Origin of the sequence: Paenibacillus vulneris (assembly GCF_039543185.1) — a bacterium.
Lineage (GTDB): Bacteria > Bacillota > Bacilli > Paenibacillales > NBRC-103111 > Paenibacillus_S > Paenibacillus_S vulneris.
On record NZ_BAABJG010000028.1, the window covers coordinates 1 to 15,322 of the forward strand.

Sequence of the window (15,322 nt, forward strand, 5' to 3'; positions counted from 1 at the left end):
AATACACCCCTTAGAATTCATCGGATTAACCAGGGGGTTTTTCCAATGTCTATTCTAAGGGGTGCACACTATTCATCGGATTAACCAGGGGGTTTTTCCAATGTCTATTCTAAGGGGTGCACACTAGTAGAGGCTGGGTTTGTTAAGAAACCTGCGACAATGGAAAAATAGCACCGGTACCCCGGTGGGGTATCCCCCTCCGGCCACTGTTGTTCTCGGGAATTTTTGATTAAATTCGCTCTACGCCGGGTATTTTCCGAGAACAAAGGCGGACGCTACCGCTCCTCCAAGGGATACCCCACCTATTACCTTTCGCTTTTTTCTAGATGAATAGGTCTCTCAACACCCTTAGCCTCTACAAAATAGAGGCTAAGGGTGAACTAATAGTAAGGAAAGTCCCGCTAAGGGCCATCAGGAGAATGGAGCGCCAAATGAACGGAGACAAGCAGCTGCTTCAAGCTGCTCTCGACCTCCTCCATAGCCTTCTTAAGCGATAGAGGATCAACAACGCCTGTTGCCAGCAGCACGGTTTCCAGCCTGCCTGCGGCAGTCTCCAGCTGCCCTGCGGCAAGATTGCCCGCAGCCCCTTTGAGCGTATGAACAAGCCGCAGCGCTTCGTTGTCTCTACCCTCTTCCACTGCCTGCTGAAACTGGGTATGAAAATCGACATAATCCCGCTCGAACGTTTTTAACATCTGTATAAATATAGATAGCTTGCCGTTCAACCGTTTGATGACTTTTCTCACGTCAATTCCTTCCACGCTAGGTAAGGCAGATTCCGCCTCCTGACCGGAATAAGGACGGCGCTCTGAAGGCTGGCCGGAATCTCTGAGCCATTTGCGAAGCGTTGCAAACATGGCCTCGGGTTCAAGCGGCTTCGTAATAATATCGTTCATTCCAAGCCGAACATAGTGTTCATGGTCATTCCGCATGACGTTGGCTGTCATTGCAATAATCGGAATGTGGTCATAGCGGGGGTTGCGGCGAATCATCTCCGTCGTTTCGCAGCCATCCATCTCCGGCATATGAATATCCATCAGCACAAGGTCCCAATCGGATTCCTCAAGCTTGATCATAGCTTCCTTTCCGTTGCCGGCAATTTCCACCTCATAACCATGCTGCTGCAGCATCTCGCAGGCGACCTGCTGATTAATCTCATGGTCTTCCACCAACAAGATTCGCTTCGCTTTGGGCAATAGCGGCTTGTGCTCCAATGGCCCTAACGATGCCTCCTGATGATCGACAGTGGCAGCAAAGCGGGTCAACGACGCCTCCAGGGTTCGGAACAGCTCCGGCCGGGTGAACGGCTTCAAAATAATCCCGTCAGGCCGATCCTCTTCCGGCATCCCCAGCATCTCTTCCCTGCCGAATACGGTCGTCATGGCTAAGGTAATGATCCCTGCATCCGAAGCTGCCTTGTGAAAACCTCTCCATGTCTCCTGCCCGTACATATCCGGCATCTCCATATCCATAATAGCAATATGGCATCCAGTTTCCTGCGGGTTGTCCCGCTGCAGTCTCGCATACGCTTCCTTCCATGAAGGAATGAAATAAGGCTTCATACCGAAGGATAGAAGCATGCCGCACATATGCTCCCGCATGGCCGGGCTGTCCTCGACAACCCATACTACTGGCTCCCCGGCATGGGCAAGTCTGTATTGGGCCATACCGGACTGCTTGGATCGTTTGAAACGCACTGTAAAATGGAACGAGCTTCCGACGCCGAATTCGCTATCCACCTCCAGCGTTCCTCCCATTTTCTCGATTAAATAGCTGGATATAACCAGGCCGAGGCCCGTTCCGCCATATTTTCGACTGGTAGACCCGTCCGCCTGAGTAAAGGGCTCAAACAAATGGTCCAGCTGCTCCTTAGTGATGCCAATACCGGTATCATTCACACTAAATCTCAACTGCACCGAATCCGGAAGCTCCTCCAGGATCTCAATGCGTACCGTAACGTGGCCTCTGGGAGTAAATTTTACGGCGTTGCTGCATAAATTCAGCAGCACCTGCTCCAGGCGAAGCGGGTCGCCTATGAGTCCGTTAGGCATTCGCTCCGGTGTTTCCATAATCAGCTCAAACTGCTCTTTGCCGCCCAGAAACACGCTTATCGTCTCCGACAGCTTCTGAATGCAGTCTTCCGGGTGAAAAATGGTTTGATCCAGCTCGAATTTTCCTGCCTCCATTTTGGAAAAATCCAGGATATCATTAATGATCTGCAGCAGAGTTTGAGCCGAGTTGGTTATATTTCGCAAATAATCGTTCTGAATATCGTTCAATTCCGTTTTTTGCATCAGCTGGGACAGCCCGATAATTCCGTTGAGCGGGGTTCGAATTTCGTGGCTCATCCGGGCGAGAAACGCGCCTTTGGCCGAATCCGCTTCCTCCGCCGCAAGCTTTGCCTGCAAGAGCTCCTCCCGCATCCGGACCTGTTCGGTTATATCCCGGGAAATCGCGACAACACCAATAAAACGCCCTTCACGATCCCTGACTCCGTTAGAGTTATGAGATACGGCGACACGGGAGCCGTCCTTGCGGATAAAATACCAATCCCGGTCATAGGAAAATTGTATATTTCTTAGCTCTCTAAATACCGAGAGGTCAGGAGGCACGGGCCGTCCAAGTCGTTTCGTCAGCTGCACGGACAGCTCCTTGATCTGCTCCGGATCATGAAACAATAGAGGGGTTTCTTTGTTCAGAACCTCTTCCGCCGTATAACCCAGCAGCTTCTCGGCCGATTTGCTGAAATAGTTAATTTTATAATTTGAATCCAATGAGATGATAGCAAAATCATTCTGATTAATAATAGCCTCCAGTCGTTCGAACAGGCCCTTCAGCTGGACCATCATCCCGTTGACCGACCGGGCCAGAGTGCTGATTTCATCCTCATTGTCGACCTCGATAGGAGGTATGTCAAATTGTCCTTCGGCAGCCTTGGCCGTGACGGAAGTAATTTCTCTGATCCTCGTTATTTCACGGTTGAACAGCACTGTAATGAGCCACAGCATGACAATCTCCAACACCATAATGGTGAGCACCGTTTTGACCAGCAGCGCATTAAGCGGTTTCTCAAATTCCTGAATGGGGACCTGAAGCACCATGTGCCAGGGTGTTCCCAAGATGGAGGAATAAAAGATCAGCTGCTCCTCCGTGCCTTTAACCGTCTCAGTATAACCGTATTCGTTGGTCAGTATCTCACTCATGATTTCCTTCAAAGGGGAGTCGGCATGTCTAATATTGGCATATCCCTGCATCCAGGCGTCCGGGTGATAAATAATCGTTCCATCCCGGGTAAACATCATGATCGTATCCGCACTCCCGACTCTAAAGTCGGTATGAAGCTTAAGGGAAGATTCCACCGACATTAGGGCACTCAAGATACCTATCATCTGTTCGTCATCCCCGTAGACCGGTACTTGAAGCGTAAACATCATACCGCCGCCCGGCGGGGATCCCCGAAATACATCCGATACTGCGCTGCTCCCCTGGATCACCTTCTGGAAGGTTGAGGTAGAGCTTATGTTCATCACCTCTCCCGAAGTTAAGGTCAGCGAACCGTCGAGCCCGGCAAAGCCAAGATCGTAAAACACGCCCTTGGACTGCTCGACTTCCTTTCGCAAATAATCCATTCGTTCTGACGGGCTTCCATCCCGTATTTGATTCGTTCTGCTCATTACCTCGACTTCCGCCAGCTTGGTTTCGATCCAGGCAGACAAATTATAGGACCGGGACAGCACCTTGGCCGTGGCATTTTGCTGAAGCGCGTTCACAATTTGCTGCTTTGCGGTTCTGTAGCTGCTGATCCCTATGAATAATAAAGAGATACTTGTTATTATGGAAACAAGAATCATCATTTTGTTTCGAATCGATAAACGTCTCATGAGCGCTCCTTTTGCCGGATAGAATGTAAAACAAAAACTCCTAAGGAGGTTCCTTAAGAGTTGCCCATATACTTATACCCGATCCCCCACACGGTCTTGATCAATTTGGGCTCCTTCGGGTCCTGCTCAATTTTTTTACGCAAGTTGGCAATGTGTACGTCGATAGAGCGGTCGTTCACAAAGGAATCAATCCCTCTTAAAGCATTGATCAGCTCATCCCTGCTGAATACCTTTTCCTTGTTCGCAACAAAAAGCTTCATGATCTCAAATTCGGAATAGGTCGTCTCGACAAAGGCGCCGTTCACATAGATTGCTCTGCGCTCATGATCCATCGTTATCGGCTCCCCGTCCTCATACACCGCCCCTGCTGCAATCGCATGAACCGTGTCCATATCCGGCTGATGATACTGCATATGAGAGCGCCGGATTAAAGCCGCTACCCGGGCGGTCAGTTCCCTCATGCTGAACGGCTTGCATAAATAGTCGTCCGCTCCCGCCACCAGGGCGTCTACCCGATCCAAAACCTCCGTTTTCATGGATACGGCCAATATAGGTACGGTGGATACCTTGCGCACCTCCAGGCACAGCTCGATGCCGCTGATGTCCGGAAGCATGATATCCAATATGACAAGATCAGGAAGAAACCGTTCTAGAAAGAGCAAACCTTCCTTGCCGCTCTCCGCTCTTTCTACGGAGTACCCTTCTTCGGATAAATACATCGTCGACATTTCGCCGACCATTGGATCGTCTTCAATAACCAAAACCTTGTACATCCACGGGCCTCCTATAAACAAATTGTTAAAAAAGTGTTAGGAAAATCAGCATTATTTTAATGACAGCTTTATATTTAATACACTCTTTTTTCGTATGATTTAATTTTGCTGCTATATACCTTCTAGCACTACTACTAATATACTATATTAAGGAAATTTTCGTCTATTGCTGTTTAGAAATTGTGAAAAAAATGTTTATCGAAGCAGTTTCGAAGTTGTGCGACCGCGGTTAGCGGTTATTTTTGTCGCCAATAGGAAACACGTTCCCTTCCATTGCCTTCGGTGAACTTAAGTTTCCTATGTGGTGAAAAAAATGTACACAGCAAAAAAAGCCAAGGCTTATGCCAAGGCTTTTTATGATAGAGTAGGATTACACTGTGTTTGCCTGCTTAAGCCGCTGTCCGGCTGCCATAGCGCTTCCGACGATCCCCGCATCATCAATCATTTGCGCCTGCGCGATCGTAAGCCGCTCCCAATATCCCGAATAGACCGAGTTTTGCAGCTGCTCTCGCATCGGTGCGAACAACCGCTCTCCGGCTAATGCGGCTCCCCCGCCGATGACTATCATGTCTGGACTGTACAAAGTAACTGCCGCCGCTAAGCCCTTGCCAAGCAGCCTTCCGGTATAGTTCATAATCTCCACGGCAAGCGGGTCTTCAGCATCATAGGCTTTGGAGACATCCGCTGCGGTGAGGCTTGAGCCCGGATCCGCGTCCATCCACTCTCTCATTACGCTGTCACGGCCGGCCGCAAGCTGATCCTTTGCCTGACGGGCGATCCCGGTTGCGGAAACGACGGTTTCCAGACAACCGTGCAGACCGCAGCCGCAGTCATAAGGAATTTCCGGGAAAGGAATATGTCCGAGCTCCCCTGCCATATAACCGCTCCCGTAATACAATTGCCCCTGATTCACCACGGCAGCCGCCAAGCCGGTTCCGATCGTTATGCCCAGTACATGGTCGTAGCCTCTTGCTGCGCCGGCAACAGCCTCTCCATAAACATACATTCTAACATCGTTATCGATATACGTGGGAATCCCGGTACGTCTGCGAATTTCTTCGGCTGTCGGCACTTGGGTCCACTTCAAATTGCTGGCGAATAGGGTAATGCCTTTCTCCGGATCTATAAATCCGGGGGTGCCGACACCAATCGCACTCACATCGCTATGCGTGATTCCCGCTGTGGCAAGAAGCTCATTCACCATCCCGCTGATTTTATCAAAGACGAATCCGCTCCCAAGCCCTGCTTCCGTAGGCCGCTTGATTTTATTTAACAGCTTGCCTTCTGAATCGACCAATCCGCATACGATGTTCGTTCCGCCGATATCCATTCCTATCGTGAACCCCATGATCTCTCCCCAATCCCTTCCTTTTATGCTTCAGCTCCGAGAGTCTGCAATATACACTTCAATGCCAGCCTGGTCCAGCGCAGCGGCGAGCTCCGCACTTAAGGGTGCATCCGTTATGCAGCCGTCCAAAGACGACAACGGTACAATACCGAACAAAGACGCCTTCCCAATCTTCGAATGATCGACCACAGCATACGTTTTGACGGACCTCTGGATCAGCAGCCTGGCGATCTGCGCTTCCAGTTCGGAATAGGTGGTCACTCCCTGCTCCAGGGCAAGCCCATCCGCACCCATGAACATTTTACCGAGATTCAAGCCTTCGACTATTTTTTCCGCTAAAGGGCCGCACAGCTCAAAGCTGTTTTTGCGCATAACGCCTCCGGTAAGAACTACCTGCACTCCGTCGCTGTCGGCAAGCTCCATGGCAATATTTACCGCGTTGGTCACGACGGTAATATTCCTTCTCGTCTTGATCTCTTTGGCAATCAAATAAGTCGTCGTTCCGCCTGTAAGGCCTATGACATCGCCTTCCTCGATCAGCGAGGCGGCCTTGGCCGCAATGATTTCCTTCTCTACCCACAGAAGCTGCCTCTTCTCGTGAAAGGAGGCTTCCCGCATTCCGGATATGCCTTCGAATTGCGCACCTCCAATCGTTCGGATAACCGCTTCCGTCTTTACCAAATAATCAAGATCACGGCGAGCCGTCGCTTCGGAACAGCCGAACTTGTCCATAATATCCTGAATCGTGATTCTTCCTTGCGTTTTCAAAACCGTTAAAATTTTATTGCGTCTTTCTTCGCCCTTGGACAAATCCTGATCGCCCATTTTCCACTTCACTCCAAATGCCAATCTACTTGATGACCATGCCGTTTTGATGGTTATGTCGATAATTATAGGGGTTTAATATGACAATTTCAATCATTTCCTTGATTTCTTCTTTCAAAACCTTCAATTTGAACGAAAAAAAACGCAAAGGCTTTTTTGCCTTTGCGCTTCTCATTATTTATAGAGGGGGAAAGATTAATTATTGAAACCAAAATTAACCCAGGTTCTTACTTGTTCAGCTGCTTTAGCTTTTGCCGCAGCCACAACATCGGCATCCGAAGACAATCCGTCAATAAATTGGTTAATAGGTTTCATAAGGCGTTCAAACAAATCCATACCGGAAATTCCTGTAGCTATTGCAAGACTTGCACCTTGATCAACCAGGTCTTGAACTTCATAAGTTTCTTTATCCGCAAGAGTAGCTGCTTCACTAACGATTAATTTCAGTCTTTCATCAACCTTCGAAGTGATGTTGGTCGATGCTGTACTGCTGCTTCCTGTATAACCTTCTTGGGACAAAATATTGCCGATTTTGGCAGCTGCATCATTTTTCGCTTTAGTTACAAGTTCAGGGTCGATTGCATTTTGATCTGCAGCAGAGTCAATTTCTTTCTGTACAATATTGTTTAGCGCAACGGACAGGTCCGATTGAGTCATCCCTACAGCCTGTGCCAAAGTACGGCCCGATTGAAGTTCTTCCACAACATCATTGTAATTTTTGTCAGCAATAGTAGCTGCATCGCTAATGATAAACGAAATGCGGTTGTTTACTATATCATTAAGGTTCACTTCACTTGGTACATTGCTTGTATGGTATCCACCCGGAGTTGTAATAGCCGTACGAAGCTGGCGAAGTGCGTCTTCTTTAGCTTGCCGTACTTTCTCTGGATCAACAGGAATTTGGCCAACCGCACTATCAATAGATGCATACATCAGATCGCGTAAGGAATCGATGAGAACCGCTTGGGTTAGTCCTGAAGCAATTGCTAATGTCGAACCGGATTCCAATTTGGAGTCGATGTTTTCAATATCATCGTTTGCAATTAATGCAACGTCAGCAGCAAGAGAATTCAGGCGTTGTTGAATTACGGCTTTCAAGTTCACACTTGCTTGAGAGTCATTAGGCTGGTAGCCGGGTTGAGATATGGCTTCGCCGATTTGACGAGCCCCCTCCTCACAGATTCTTTGAATTTCCTCGGAAGAAAGACCAGCTGGAGCGTTGCTGTTTACGTACGAATTAAAATTGTTAATCAGTCGATCTCTTAATTCCGATGCAGGCAATCCGGAAGATTCAATCAGCGTTTTGCCCGAGAATAAGTCGGATTCCACATCATCCGTATTTTTGTCTGCCACCCAAGATGTGTAAGTAGCCAGGTTGCGAAGGTAGTTCGCAACTAAAGGCGAGCTGGCTGCTGCAGTCTGCTGTACTTCAGCCGCATAAGCCGGTTTTACTTGTGGAGCATAAGCAAAGCTTCCCAGCAGCAAAGCAGCTGCCACCCCACCTGTAATGGTTTGTTTTGCAAAACGTTTGGTATTCATAGATCTCTCTCCATTCCTTCTATTTCTATATATTTCGTATAGGAAATATTTCTACACGAAATATATCATAATTAAACTTGTTTGTGAATGACCTTTCTGAAAAACTTCGTGAATGTTTTATGAACTTCCTTTACAATTTTTTTACGTTCTCCCTAATCCGATGTAACGTATTGCTAAACTGCTTCATTTCATCCAGAGATATTCCTGTCAGCCAGCGGCTGATTACTTCTTTTTCTTTATCCAGCAGCTGCTGCAGCATCTCCTTGCCTGACGGTGTAATGACCAGACAGACGACTCTCCGGTCATCCAAGCTGCGCTCTCTTTGAAGGTATCCGTTATGAATCAGTTTATCGCACAGCAAAGTAACCGCACTCGACGATAACGATAAGCATTCCGCCAATTGCGATACCTTTAATGATCCGTAAAATTCAATAGTTTGAAGAGCACTCACCTGGGAACCGGAAAAACGGCGGTCCACATACTTACCGTAGGAAACCAGTTTTCTCATGATACGCCTGGATGTCTCTTCCATTTGCTCCAGTACTGCTTGTTCTGTCTCCATTTCTGGGCTCCTCTTCATACCATCAATGTAAATCCCGCGCCTCCATCAACTGGAAACGCGGGACAAGTCTTAACTTATTTAAATACAGCGACCAGACGTTTGGCTTCGCCGAACTCGGTTTGAATGGCTTCGTACATTTGGATGGTCAGGTTGGTATCCTGATAATCCGAACGTACTTTATTAAAGTCTACGATCACTTCGCCGGATACCAATTTGTTGATACCGCCGCTGTCTGTAAACGCCAAATCGTTTTCTGCCAAAGTACGGCCTGCGGAATCGACCAGGGCTACCTTCATTTTGGAGAAATCTTGATCGACTACGACATTGTCCGTTTGCTTGATATCCAAGTTCATTTTCAGCTTGTAGCCGTAGGTGACTTGAGGCATCGTAGCTGTCGCCAGGTTCGTATAAGCTTGGATATTCCAGCTATCCACCTTCACTTGGAACGGATAGAAGGACAGGACATCCTCAGGCTGAGCGAGCGGCTGCATTGTCACGTTCAAGGCTGCAATAGCCGATTTGTACGGAGCTGCCGTTTGCGTATCGGAAAGCTTAAGAACCATCGTTTGTCCCTCTTCTGTGTTCGGAACGATGAAGGAGTAGCTTACGATGTGGGACAGCTTAGGCATAAGCTGCTTCGGCGGATTGATTTGTCTGCTGCCAGCGTAGCTTACTCCCTGAGCGGTGTTCAACTCGGCCCCAAATGCCGGTACAGGAATTGGAGAATCGCTGTTATTCGTTAACTTAAATTTGGCAATGGCCGTTTTGTAACCGATGCCCTGGTTTTCATGCATGGTCAGCTCAACCAAGGAAACATCGACATCGGAATTGACCGCTTTGCTCAGCGTATCGAATGCGATTTTCGTGTTATAGGTATAATTGACCGGCTGCAGGGCGGACGGTACTTTGCCGCCTTCCGGCAGCACGATTTGAATACGTCCGACCGTATAGCTGACGGCTGTGCTTTGTCCTTTGGCGTCGGTCTGTACAAAGCTTTCCGGCGTCAGAACATTGATCGTCTTCAAGATCGTATCTTGATTGGTTTCAATTGCATAATGAACGTATTTCTTCTCATTTGGTTCCACTGTCACTTTGGCCTGTTCAACCTGTTTCCCCTGGAAGGAGGAGGTTCCGTCTTTCCCTTCCAATACTAGATCAGGGACCGTCACGGTAGAGGCGTCTTTGTTCTCAACCATCAGCTTAACGACGTAAGCTGTTTTTTGGCCATTATTTTGTTTATCCATATCGATAGGAGTATAAGTCAAAGGAAGATTGCTGGATGCTATGGTGAAGGCGTCGCCCCAATTTTTGATTGCGGACGGATCGGTAATCACCGCATCGGCGCCTGCCCAGCTTAATCCGGAAATAGGAACCGCCAGGACCGTCGTTTCCGTTTTAGGGTATACATTCCAGTCCACGTCGACCCATTGCAGCTCAGATAAGCCGACGGCATCTTTGTTGTCGAGCTTAATCATGTAGCTCAGCTCGGCTTCCGAATTAGGAAGTGCCGAGTGGACATTCGTGGAGCTGCCCACCAATGTATATACGGTACCGTCTTCCGTTTTGACGCGAAGCTCGTAATCCGGTACACGCTTGGAAACGGAGCTGTCATTTTTCAGATTGACAACGACCCCGATATTGACGCCGTCCGATGTTTTCTCGTTCAGCACGCTTTTGACTTGTACTCGAAGCGAATCGGTCAGCTGCTGATAGACAGGCGCATTCACGACGGAGACTTGACCTGCTTCATCGGCCCATACGGAAGCAATAGGCATCGATGCTGTGGACATAACTAAGGTGAACGCCAATGCTGTTTTTCCCCATACGTTTTTCATTGATTGTTTCCTCCAGAATTTTGCTAAATTTAAGTAATGATTAAGCTTTGACAGGTTCTGCTTGAATCCCCGCTGAAGCCGGCTTGCCGGATGACGCTTCTTCCGGAGCTTTAGCCGGAGCAGACTGCTCTTGAGGCTTCTTCTTGTCTCTTAGTAAAAAGACTAGCGGAATGCATATAAATGCCGGAATTGCCGAAATATAGAAGGTATCTGCAATACCTCGAACCAAGGCTTCCTTCTGAATGAAGCCGGCAATATAGGTCAACGCTGTGCCGCTGGCCGTTGCCGAATCCACTCCGCCCTGTGTTAACGCGCCGGAGAGCATGGAAACCACACTGCTGGCTGCCTCCGAAGTGCTCGGAACGTTCTCGGAAATCCGGAAATTATGAAACGTTTGGCGCGTGCTCATAATGGTAGTCAATATCGCGATCCCCATGGATGACATAACCTGACGGAATACGTTGGATAACGGGGATGCGTTATTGATCTGTTCTTTAGGCACAGCTCCCATACCTACTGTCGAAATAGGCATCATGCAAAGACCGATACCGAGTCCGCGGATCGTTAGCAGGACGTTAATCCATATATGCGCCGTATCGGCGGTCAGCCTATGAAGCTCATAGGTGGTAACACCAAGAATCAACAGACCTACAATACCCAGCGGCAAAATACCGAGCTTCGTCAGCAGCTTACCGCTGATGGGCATCATCAATGCCATCGCAACCGATTGCGGAAGCAATAGAATCCCCGAGTCCATGGCCGTCATCCCCTGAACGTTCTGCAGGTAAATCGGCATCAGAAACGTACCGCCCATCATGGCCATCATGACAAGACCCGATGTCAGCGTACTCGCCGAGAATTTAAGATTTTTAAATATTCTTAAATCCAGCAGCGGCTGATCTGTAGTCAATTCAACCCAAAGGAGCAGCGCCAGGCTCACAGCGGAAATATAGAACAAGCTGACAATATAAAGCGAAGTCCAGCCTTCCGTTTGGCCTTTACTGAGTGCCAGCAGAAGCGTTCCGAAGAAGGTGACCGAAAAGACAGCTCCCCATATATCGAACTTCAGCTTCGGATTCGTCGGGCTTTCCCTCAATAATACATAACATGCGATAGCTGCAATAATGCCGATCGGCACATTAAGAAAGAACAGCGTTCTCCAGCTGTAATACTGAACCAGATAGCCCCCGAGAGTCGGACCGAGCGCAGGGGCAACCATGGCGGCGACCCCCCAGATTCCCATTGCAAGGCCGATCTGATGCCGTGGAACAATCGTATACATGACCGTCATCCCGACAGGCATGATGAAGCCGCCGGTCAAGCCTTGAAAGATCCGGAAAGCGATCAAGCTCGAATCATTCCATGCGACTCCGCACAGGAACGATCCTATCGTAAAGCCTATAACGGAAATAACAAGCAGCTTCTTGCTTCCAAAACGGGCTGACAGGAAGCCGCTCGCCGGGATAACAACGGCCGAAGCCAGCATAAATCCCGTAACCACCCATTGGATCGTCGTCGTGGGAACTCCGAATACGGTAGACAGCTTAGGCAGGGCTACGTTGACCAAGCTGCTGCTGAGCACCGATACGAAGGTTGCCAGAATAATAGCGATCAGCGGTAGCCAGAAGCTGGCTTCTTGGTTCTGATCCGCTAGAGGAGCTTGTGTGTGTTGAGACTGTTCAGCCACGGTAATGCCCCCTATTCCACTTTCACCTTACTGCCGTCCGCCAATTGATCTGTTGGATTGATGATAATTTGTGCATTCGCCTTTAGGGTTGCATTATCTTTTACATAAACCCAATCCGCATTTTTGTCGGTTGTATTTACTTCAACCAGCTTGGCTGTACCGTCTTGAACAGCGTAGACGAAGGTTTTATTGTCTTTTTTAATCAGAGCCGATTTCGGAACTTCCAGGCCGTTCTTTTGCTCTGTATCCTTCATGTGAACTTCAGCCAGCATTCCCGCCATCAGCAAGCCTTCGGTGTTATCGATGGTTACTTTCACAGGGAACGTTGTGCTGTTGGCGTTCGATACAGGACTTACGAAAGAAATTTTGCCTGCGAACGATTTGTTAGGCACATTGGCAACCTTCACTTCGACGTCGGACCCGGCTTTCATTTTACCGATTTGCGCTTCGGGAACGCTTAGTTCCACTTGAACCGGGTTCATTTTAACGACCGTAAGCAGGGCTACACCCGGCTGAGCCATTTCCCCAGGCTGAATGCTGCGCTTGACAACAATGCCGTCGATAGGCGAAGAAATGGTGGCATTCGCCAAAGCGCTGTTAGCCAGCTCCACGCCGGCACTTGTGCGGTTCACGTCCGCTTGCAGCGCTTCAATCGTATTGCCGGTAGCGCCGCTTTTGGCCAGATCCAGCTTGGATTGGGCGGCAGATACCTGCGCTTGCGCCGCAGCTTGCTGGGCTACAGTTTGATCGTAAGCCGCTTTTGATTTCTCGTAATCGAACGTCCCTTTATCCATATCCTCTTTAGTAACGGTATTAGTGCTGTCGTACATATTTCTTAGCCGATTATATGTTTTTTGCGATAAGTCGAAAGCTGCCTTAGCCTGGTCAACAGCCGCATTCACCTGCTCGAGAGAAGCTTGGGCTGCCTGCACGGCACTTTCGAGCCCTTGAATCTCTTGCGTTCTGGCGCCTGCCTGCGTATCGGCGAGCTTTGCCTGGGATGCGACCAGAGCCGCTTCGGCTTGCTTGACCTGCTGCGTCAAATCGTCGGTTTCCAGTTGGACAAGCACGTCGCCTTTTTTGACAACGGCTCCCTCGTCTACGGTAACGTTCGCTACCTTGCCGCTGCCTTTGGAAACTACCTTAACCTCTTGGTCAGGAATAATTTTGCCGCTCAATCCGGAATCCACGTTCTGGCCCAGTTTGATCGCTTTAACCGATAGTTCTTGAGCCGCATTGGCCTTGCCGTTAACATCCCCGCATCCAGGAAGTGCAAATGCAACGGCTAATGAAAGGATCGCCGGGATCCATGTCATCTGTTTTTTTCTCATGGCTGATTTCCCTTACCCCTTCAAATGAATTTTAATAGTAGTACTCATACCCGGAGCTAACGCTAGTCCATCCTGGCTGTCGATGGAAATCTTGATCGGTATGCGCTGGGTTACCTTGGTAAAGTTCCCGCTGGTGTTTGTAGCAGGCAGAAGGGAGAAGGTGGCTGCTGTCGCTTCACCGATTTCTTTAACCTTTCCTGTCAATTTGGCCCCCGGGAAAGTATCAACCGTGAATTCAACCGTTTGCCCGACCTTCACTCGGTTAATATCTCCTTCTTCAATGTTCGCTGAAATGTACAAGTCTTTTTTGTTAACGATCATAGCGACCGTTTGTCCTGGAGACACTACCTCGCCGACCTTCGCATTCGTCTTGATAACCGTTCCTTCGATCGGTGAACGCAATGCGGCCTGATCCAGATTGCTCGTAGCCAGGTTCGTGTTATCCTGCTGGCCGACGATTTGATCGGACAAGACCGTATCTCCTTCATTGATCGCTAGAGAAGTTAATTTGCCGGAAATCCGGGGCATAACGCGATAAATATCGCCTGTAATTCTTGAATCCTCTGTCTTGATAAAATAATGCCCTTGATACCAGTAGGTGTACCCTCCCCCGGCTGCCACGACAACAGCCGCCGCAAGGATGATGGACAAGACTTGTTTCTTCTTCATGTTTTCTCCTCAACCTTCTTCTCTAAATAAGTAGTCAGCAGATCCAAGGACCGAATGATCGTATCCAGCTCCTCCTGATTCAAATCCGCCAACAAATTCTCGTAGAAGCTCTCCTGGAAAAAATGGAGCTTTTCTTTCACTGCTTCGATCTTGCTTGTTCGTCTGATCCAGACGATGCGCCGGTCCGATTCGTCCCGAACCCGTTCAAGCCACCCGTCCCGCTCCAACCGGTCAATAATACCGGAAACCGTGCTGTAAGACAGCTGGGTACATTCCGATATTTGCCCGATCGTTTTACGTTCGAAGTACACTTGACCAATCGTGGCGATTTGAGGAGTCGTCAACCCGATTTCCTTAAGGTCCTTCCCCATCGTAGCATTAAAAATTTTTGTCAGCTTCCGTATAGAATTGCCGATTTGCATAGCTCTGCTCATTTGCCAACCCTCCGACTTATTTCGTAGGCGAAATATTTATACACAAAAATATACCACACCGAAAGAGGTCGAACAAGGTAGGTTTGGGCAATATTCCTGGCGAAAAACCCGAACCTGTCGGCTATTTTTCGATGAGATAGCTGGCTTTTGTGCAAGATTCATGTTGTTTTCGCGACCGGCCCTTCTACACGCTATGTAAGCCCCCTTCCCCGACACATTTTTGTTTCCAGTCCGAAACTATTTCGTACAAGAAATATTTCTATACGAAATAATAACATGGTCGAACTATTTTGAAAAGAATTATTTCTGTGAACATTATATTTCTTCTAGCTTGAAAATATAAAGAAGCCGTTTAAATAAACGGCTCCAGGCTGTCGAAAAAGTCTCGACAGCCATTCTTTATGCTCATTTTTTTATCACGACACCGCGTTAATGTTG

The 15,322-nt window shown here is 48.5% G+C and carries 11 protein-coding genes; all 11 read right to left on the reverse strand.

Features of this window, described 5'->3' with window-relative positions:
* Positions 1-401: 401 nt before the first annotated feature.
* The 11 genes from ABEA66_RS24725 to ABEA66_RS24775 all read right to left on the reverse strand — a co-directional run bounded on the left by ABEA66_RS24725 (position 402) and on the right by ABEA66_RS24775 (position 14,884).
* On the reverse strand, positions 402-3,881 hold the full coding sequence (locus ABEA66_RS24725) for a response regulator (RefSeq protein ID WP_345591738.1): 3,480 nt from the start codon (positions 3,879-3,881) through the stop codon (positions 402-404).
* Between the two features lie 53 nt (positions 3,882-3,934).
* Positions 3,935-4,654, reverse strand: a complete 720-nt coding sequence (locus tag ABEA66_RS24730) for a response regulator transcription factor (RefSeq protein WP_345591740.1) — start codon at positions 4,652-4,654, stop codon at positions 3,935-3,937.
* A 370-nt stretch (positions 4,655-5,024) separates the two neighbouring features.
* A complete protein-coding gene (locus ABEA66_RS24735; protein WP_345591742.1) occupies positions 5,025-6,002 on the reverse strand; it encodes an ROK family protein in 978 nt (325 codons plus the stop codon).
* A gap of 30 nt (positions 6,003-6,032) precedes the next feature.
* The gene (locus tag ABEA66_RS24740) at positions 6,033-6,827 is read right to left on the reverse strand and encodes a DeoR/GlpR family DNA-binding transcription regulator (RefSeq protein WP_345591744.1); all 795 of its coding nucleotides are present in this window, start codon (positions 6,825-6,827) and stop codon (positions 6,033-6,035) included.
* Between the two features lie 195 nt (positions 6,828-7,022).
* Entirely contained in the window at positions 7,023-8,366 is a 1,344-nt protein-coding gene (locus ABEA66_RS24745; RefSeq protein ID WP_345591746.1) for a hypothetical protein, read from the reverse strand.
* 130 nt (positions 8,367-8,496) lie between these two features.
* Positions 8,497-8,928 carry a MarR family winged helix-turn-helix transcriptional regulator gene (locus tag ABEA66_RS24750; RefSeq protein WP_179135956.1) on the reverse strand — a complete coding sequence of 144 codons (432 nt, stop codon included), beginning with the start codon at positions 8,926-8,928 and terminating at the stop codon, positions 8,497-8,499.
* A gap of 74 nt (positions 8,929-9,002) precedes the next feature.
* Complete coding sequence (locus tag ABEA66_RS24755) at positions 9,003-10,763, reverse strand: hypothetical protein (RefSeq protein WP_345591749.1); 1,761 nt, start codon at positions 10,761-10,763, stop codon at positions 9,003-9,005.
* A gap of 40 nt (positions 10,764-10,803) precedes the next feature.
* Complete coding sequence (locus ABEA66_RS24760) at positions 10,804-12,450, reverse strand: DHA2 family efflux MFS transporter permease subunit (RefSeq protein WP_192704152.1); 1,647 nt, start codon at positions 12,448-12,450, stop codon at positions 10,804-10,806.
* An 11-nt stretch (positions 12,451-12,461) separates the two neighbouring features.
* Positions 12,462-13,781 carry an efflux RND transporter periplasmic adaptor subunit gene (locus tag ABEA66_RS24765; RefSeq protein WP_345591751.1) on the reverse strand — a complete coding sequence of 440 codons (1,320 nt, stop codon included), beginning with the start codon at positions 13,779-13,781 and terminating at the stop codon, positions 12,462-12,464.
* A 12-nt stretch (positions 13,782-13,793) separates the two neighbouring features.
* Positions 13,794-14,450, reverse strand: coding sequence for an HlyD family efflux transporter periplasmic adaptor subunit (locus ABEA66_RS24770; RefSeq protein ID WP_192704150.1), 657 nt, complete (start codon positions 14,448-14,450; stop codon positions 13,794-13,796).
* A complete protein-coding gene (locus tag ABEA66_RS24775; RefSeq protein WP_079909927.1) occupies positions 14,447-14,884 on the reverse strand; it encodes a MarR family winged helix-turn-helix transcriptional regulator in 438 nt (145 codons plus the stop codon). The genes ABEA66_RS24770 and ABEA66_RS24775 overlap by 4 nt, the downstream gene beginning before the upstream one ends.
* Positions 14,885-15,322 lie beyond the last annotated feature (438 nt).

Excerpts from the sequence above, each read along its gene's own strand:
- ABEA66_RS24725 (WP_345591738.1), bottom strand. The coding sequence starts at position 3,881 with ATGAGACGTTTATCGATTCGAAACAAAATGATGATTCTTGTTTCCATA.
- ABEA66_RS24740 (WP_345591744.1), bottom strand. The coding sequence starts at position 6,827 with ATGGGCGATCAGGATTTGTCCAAGGGCGAAGAAAGACGCAATAAAATT.
- ABEA66_RS24730 (WP_345591740.1), bottom strand. The coding sequence starts at position 4,654 with ATGTACAAGGTTTTGGTTATTGAAGACGATCCAATGGTCGGCGAAATG.
- ABEA66_RS24770 (WP_192704150.1), bottom strand. The coding sequence starts at position 14,450 with ATGAAGAAGAAACAAGTCTTGTCCATCATCCTTGCGGCGGCTGTTGTC.
- ABEA66_RS24765 (WP_345591751.1), bottom strand. The coding sequence starts at position 13,781 with ATGAGAAAAAAACAGATGACATGGATCCCGGCGATCCTTTCATTAGCC.
- ABEA66_RS24775 (WP_079909927.1), bottom strand. The coding sequence starts at position 14,884 with ATGAGCAGAGCTATGCAAATCGGCAATTCTATACGGAAGCTGACAAAA.
- ABEA66_RS24750 (WP_179135956.1), bottom strand. The coding sequence starts at position 8,928 with ATGGAGACAGAACAAGCAGTACTGGAGCAAATGGAAGAGACATCCAGG.
- ABEA66_RS24735 (WP_345591742.1), bottom strand. The coding sequence starts at position 6,002 with ATGGGGTTCACGATAGGAATGGATATCGGCGGAACGAACATCGTATGC.
- ABEA66_RS24755 (WP_345591749.1), bottom strand. The coding sequence starts at position 10,763 with ATGAAAAACGTATGGGGAAAAACAGCATTGGCGTTCACCTTAGTTATG.
- ABEA66_RS24745 (WP_345591746.1), bottom strand. The coding sequence starts at position 8,366 with ATGAATACCAAACGTTTTGCAAAACAAACCATTACAGGTGGGGTGGCA.